The sequence below is a fragment of the Oceanobacillus massiliensis str. N'diop genome (genome assembly GCF_000285495.1).
Classification (GTDB): Bacteria; Bacillota; Bacilli; order Bacillales; family Amphibacillaceae; genus Oceanobacillus; species Oceanobacillus massiliensis.
Genome location: NZ_HE610977.1, coordinates 262,981 through 266,734 on the forward strand (window position 1 = coordinate 262,981; position 3,754 = coordinate 266,734).

Sequence of the window (3,754 nt, forward strand, 5' to 3'; positions counted from 1 at the left end):
TCCGCGCTTTCCACGATTATTCCGCGCTTCTCATGATTTTTCCGCGCTTCCCGTGATTATTCCGCGCTTTCCCGCTTTTTTCCGCGCTTCTCATGATTATTCCGCGCTACCTCTTGTATCATAAAAAAACCTTTGTGAATGTAATGCTAATCCACAAAGGTTTTTAGATACCCATTTTATAATCGTATTGTTTTGCTTTATCGGGTTTGGCGTTCTCATAATCGGTACGGATGAATGGCTTATAGGACCTTTCAATCTTGGAGACAAATGAATGTTTCATTATCTTGATTTCCACGTCATTCATTTGTTCCTGGTCTACATAAATAACAGCGTATTTTAATCGTTTGGAAGTATATATCAGATTGCCGTATCTTTTCAGTTGTTTCACGTTTTTCATATGCTGAAACCAGACTACAAGACCTTGCCTGTTAGTTCTCATCGCTACCCCTCACTTTTCTATGTAATGCCGATTCGAAATTATTTCGCGCTTCTCATGATTTTTCCGCGGTTTCTAACGATTATTCCGCGCTTCTCACGATTTTTCCGCGATTCCACACTTTTTTCCGCGATTCTCGCAATTATTCCGCGATTCCACACTTTTTTCCGCGATTCTCACGATTATTCCGCGATTCCACACTTTTTTCCGCGATTCTCACAATTATTCCGCGATTCCACACTTTTTTCCGCGTCCCGCGTGAATATTTCGCGCTTCCCGCTCGTATTCTGCTAAAGGTTAGTAACCAGGCAGGCCTTCAGAGTTTGCTGAAGGCTGCTGATTGACTTACGATGCACAACCGCAGGCACCGCCGCTGCCACAGCCGCAGCCGCTATCGGTGAGTGCTGCACCATCCTGTGGTGCTTTAATCTGTTCACTTACACTTTTGGCAACAAATTGGCTTATCTCATCCAGTAATTTCTGAAGGTTTCTCTCAGCCACCTTGAATGCAGCGACTTTATCATTCATATCCATTTCCCTTTTTGTGGAACGGACATTTTTCATGATGTCATAATAATCCGGATGGTAACGGCCAAACCGTTGTACATCATCATATTGTTCTTTCATATTTGAAAAAGCTTTTATGAGCTTTTGTGCTTCTTTATCATCATCGAGTGCCTTACGGGTCGATCGGTATTTTTCCATTATGTCAGATTTCATAACCATCTTTCCAAGGTTCTCTGATCTGTCAAGGATATTAACAAATTCTAATGTAGCTATCATTCTTTGCACCTCCACTATTCCATACTACCATTTTATTGTGCGAATTAAAATAAATTGATTTAATCTTTCATTGCTTTTGCAACTTGTGACAGCATGTTTATCATTTGCACTTGTTCATTTATATTTTTAATCCGCTGTGGAAGTGTTTTTCCATAAAAAACTTTTGCTTCCTTTTCAATCTCTCTCATTCTTCCTGGGTCTCTGGATAGATAACGATACCAAACTGGATTGTATCTGACAAACTCGGCAAGGTTCGGATTTTGCTTCAAATAGTTGGTTACCATCGGGTCCACAAGTATTCACCTCAATCTTTCATCCAGTTGAAAGGATCTCTTTTAGTAGGAGTACTTTTTTGTGTTTGCTTAAATTGTTCGATCATATCCTGTATGGTCGTGATGGCTTTACTCAATTGATTGACCTGTCCCTGCATTTTATTTATATCCAGATTGGATGTATACTTCATAATCTGGCCAATTAATTCCGAATCTTTTCCAGAAGCTTTCGTTTCCTTTTCATTTTCATATGGCAGATTTTCTTTGAATGCCTCCCAATAGGGGTCATCTTCACCGAGTAAAACCCACTTCTCATAATATTCCTGCCATGATTTTCCACTCTTCCTTATCTCCCGCAATAGGCTTGGGTGCTTATTGATAAATTCCTTGAATGCAGCTACAGTTGGATGCAACTCCTCCAATTTCTTCACCCCTTTGATGAATAGTCATTTGTACTATTCAATTTATGCAAGGAAACTGGGTTTGTGCAGGATGTGAAAGTATCCACATGGCTGCCGGTATTTAGAGCAATCGATAAAAAACCACTTGAGCTCACCGCCAAGTGGTTAATTCGGTTTCCCTAAGAAATTCTGTGTGTAATAGAATCGGTATACACCAACCCCTATATGGGAGTAGTCTTCATTGAATAAAGTCTCACGGTGCCCTTCGCTATTCAGCCAGCCTTCCACCGCAGCTGGAGCATCCGGATATTGGGCAGCTATATTTTCACCCGCTGCAGCATAGAATACATCCCCTGCTGCCAATCGCTCTTTTAGACCGTCGCCATTTAGACTGTAATGGGAAAAATAATTATTTTCTGCCATATCTTTACTATGGAGAAAAGCTACTTCGCTTACGCTTTCCTCCCAGTCAAGGATACCCTTTCCGTGCTGGTTTCGCATAACATTGGTTATATCAAATACCTGCTGTTCCATCCCTTTTTCTACATCAGCCCATTCCGCATCCGTCAAATCCGGCTCGTCGGGTAATTCCCCTCTGTATTCCACCTCATATGGACGATGCTTTAGTAACGTATCAGCTGACAGTAGACGAATAGAAGATAACTTGCTTGTAAAAGTATCGAAATATAACTGGATAAATGTAGTATCATCAATTTTCACAAGTGGTCTTGTTGTTAAATCTTCCTCATTAAGATTAAAAGTATAAGATGAAATCCCTTCACTATATGGAACTTGCTCCTTAAATGTAAATAGGTTATTGATTTCATCATAGGACTGCCCTATATGGACTGGCTCTATCTCAAGATCTTCGCCTGTTACGTATACTGTTTTGATTTCATTGCCTTCTATACCAAACTGAATATATTGCTTAGGATTTCCGTTATAGACCCACCAATCGTACCCATATGCACTTCGGTCAATTCTTTGCGGTTCACCAAATTCATCTTTCAGTTCCTGGATTGTCCTTCCCATCCAAGTGAAAATATTTCCTTCAAATAGGTTTTCATTGGCTTTTTCTTCTATGGGCGCAACCTTTCTCTCCTGTACATTTCTCTTTTCCTGAACAACCTTAGACTGGTCACCGTCCGCTTTTTCAGGATTAGCATCTGACTGTTCCATAAAATAAAAAATAATGATTGCTATCAATGTAACAAATATCATACTTCGCATTATTCGCATCGGCTGCTCCCCCCTGCTAAGTGAAGTTATATTCTATAGTATGTTCCAGATAGACTTATATTCTCTTTTCCCTATTATTTTAAATATTATCTCCTAATGCTATAAATTTGAAAATTAGCAGTGGGAATTTGCACTAATATTTTGTTTTTGATTTGCATATTAAGCGTTTTCGTACTATCATTAAACAATAGAGGACTAATATATGAGGTGAATAATATGAGATTAGAAAGTACTGGTATCGAGGATTCCATTATTGATTTAAAACCGTTGGACCATTTAACTGGAAAGCATGCATTTATACGTGCTGGTCAATGGGATTATGAAAGGGTTTCTTACGATTATAAAATAGGCTCTAACGAAAAAAATATTACATATTACATTCGTATCCAAGGTTATGCGGTTGAAGGCGATGTGGATAAAGGAAATGCTGTCATCAAACTGCTTACACCACTTTTGGGAAAACATTACTATCCACATGGTATTGAATATGGCGAAGGTGAAAATTTCCCTGAAAGTTTAGTCGAAAGAGCGCATACACTCGTTTCAAAAGTTGCAGAAGAAATTCAGCATTATAAAAAATAGTAGTCAAAATAGATAAAACCAACTGTCTGGAATTAATCTTG

General features: G+C 39.0%; 6 protein-coding genes. 1 reads left to right on the forward strand and 5 read right to left on the reverse strand.

Annotation, left to right across the window (positions count from 1 at the left end):
• Positions 1-163 precede the first annotated feature (163 nt).
• The 5 genes from OMHG_RS06895 to OMHG_RS06915 all read right to left on the reverse strand — a co-directional run bounded on the left by OMHG_RS06895 (position 164) and on the right by OMHG_RS06915 (position 3,131).
• Positions 164-439, reverse strand: a complete 276-nt coding sequence (locus tag OMHG_RS06895; RefSeq protein ID WP_010649512.1) for a YlbG family protein — start codon at positions 437-439, stop codon at positions 164-166.
• A gap of 342 nt (positions 440-781) precedes the next feature.
• The gene (locus OMHG_RS06900) at positions 782-1,219 is read right to left on the reverse strand and encodes a YlbF/YmcA family competence regulator (protein ID WP_010649514.1); all 438 of its coding nucleotides are present in this window, start codon (positions 1,217-1,219) and stop codon (positions 782-784) included.
• A gap of 59 nt (positions 1,220-1,278) precedes the next feature.
• Positions 1,279-1,503 (reverse strand): YlbE-like family protein, encoded by a 225-nt coding sequence (locus OMHG_RS06905; protein ID WP_187116584.1) that lies wholly within the window; start codon positions 1,501-1,503, stop codon positions 1,279-1,281.
• A gap of 20 nt (positions 1,504-1,523) precedes the next feature.
• Complete coding sequence (gene ylbD / locus OMHG_RS06910; protein ID WP_237566160.1) at positions 1,524-1,922, reverse strand: YlbD family protein; 399 nt, start codon at positions 1,920-1,922, stop codon at positions 1,524-1,526.
• Positions 1,923-2,057: 135 nt separating this feature from the next.
• A complete protein-coding gene (locus OMHG_RS06915; protein WP_010649520.1) occupies positions 2,058-3,131 on the reverse strand; it encodes a CAP domain-containing protein in 1,074 nt (357 codons plus the stop codon).
• A 216-nt stretch (positions 3,132-3,347) separates the two neighbouring features.
• On the opposite strand from OMHG_RS06915, the gene OMHG_RS06920 reads away from it, so the two are divergent.
• The gene (locus OMHG_RS06920; RefSeq protein WP_010649522.1) at positions 3,348-3,713 is read left to right on the forward strand and encodes a YugN family protein; all 366 of its coding nucleotides are present in this window, start codon (positions 3,348-3,350) and stop codon (positions 3,711-3,713) included.
• Positions 3,714-3,754: the final 41 nt, after the last annotated feature.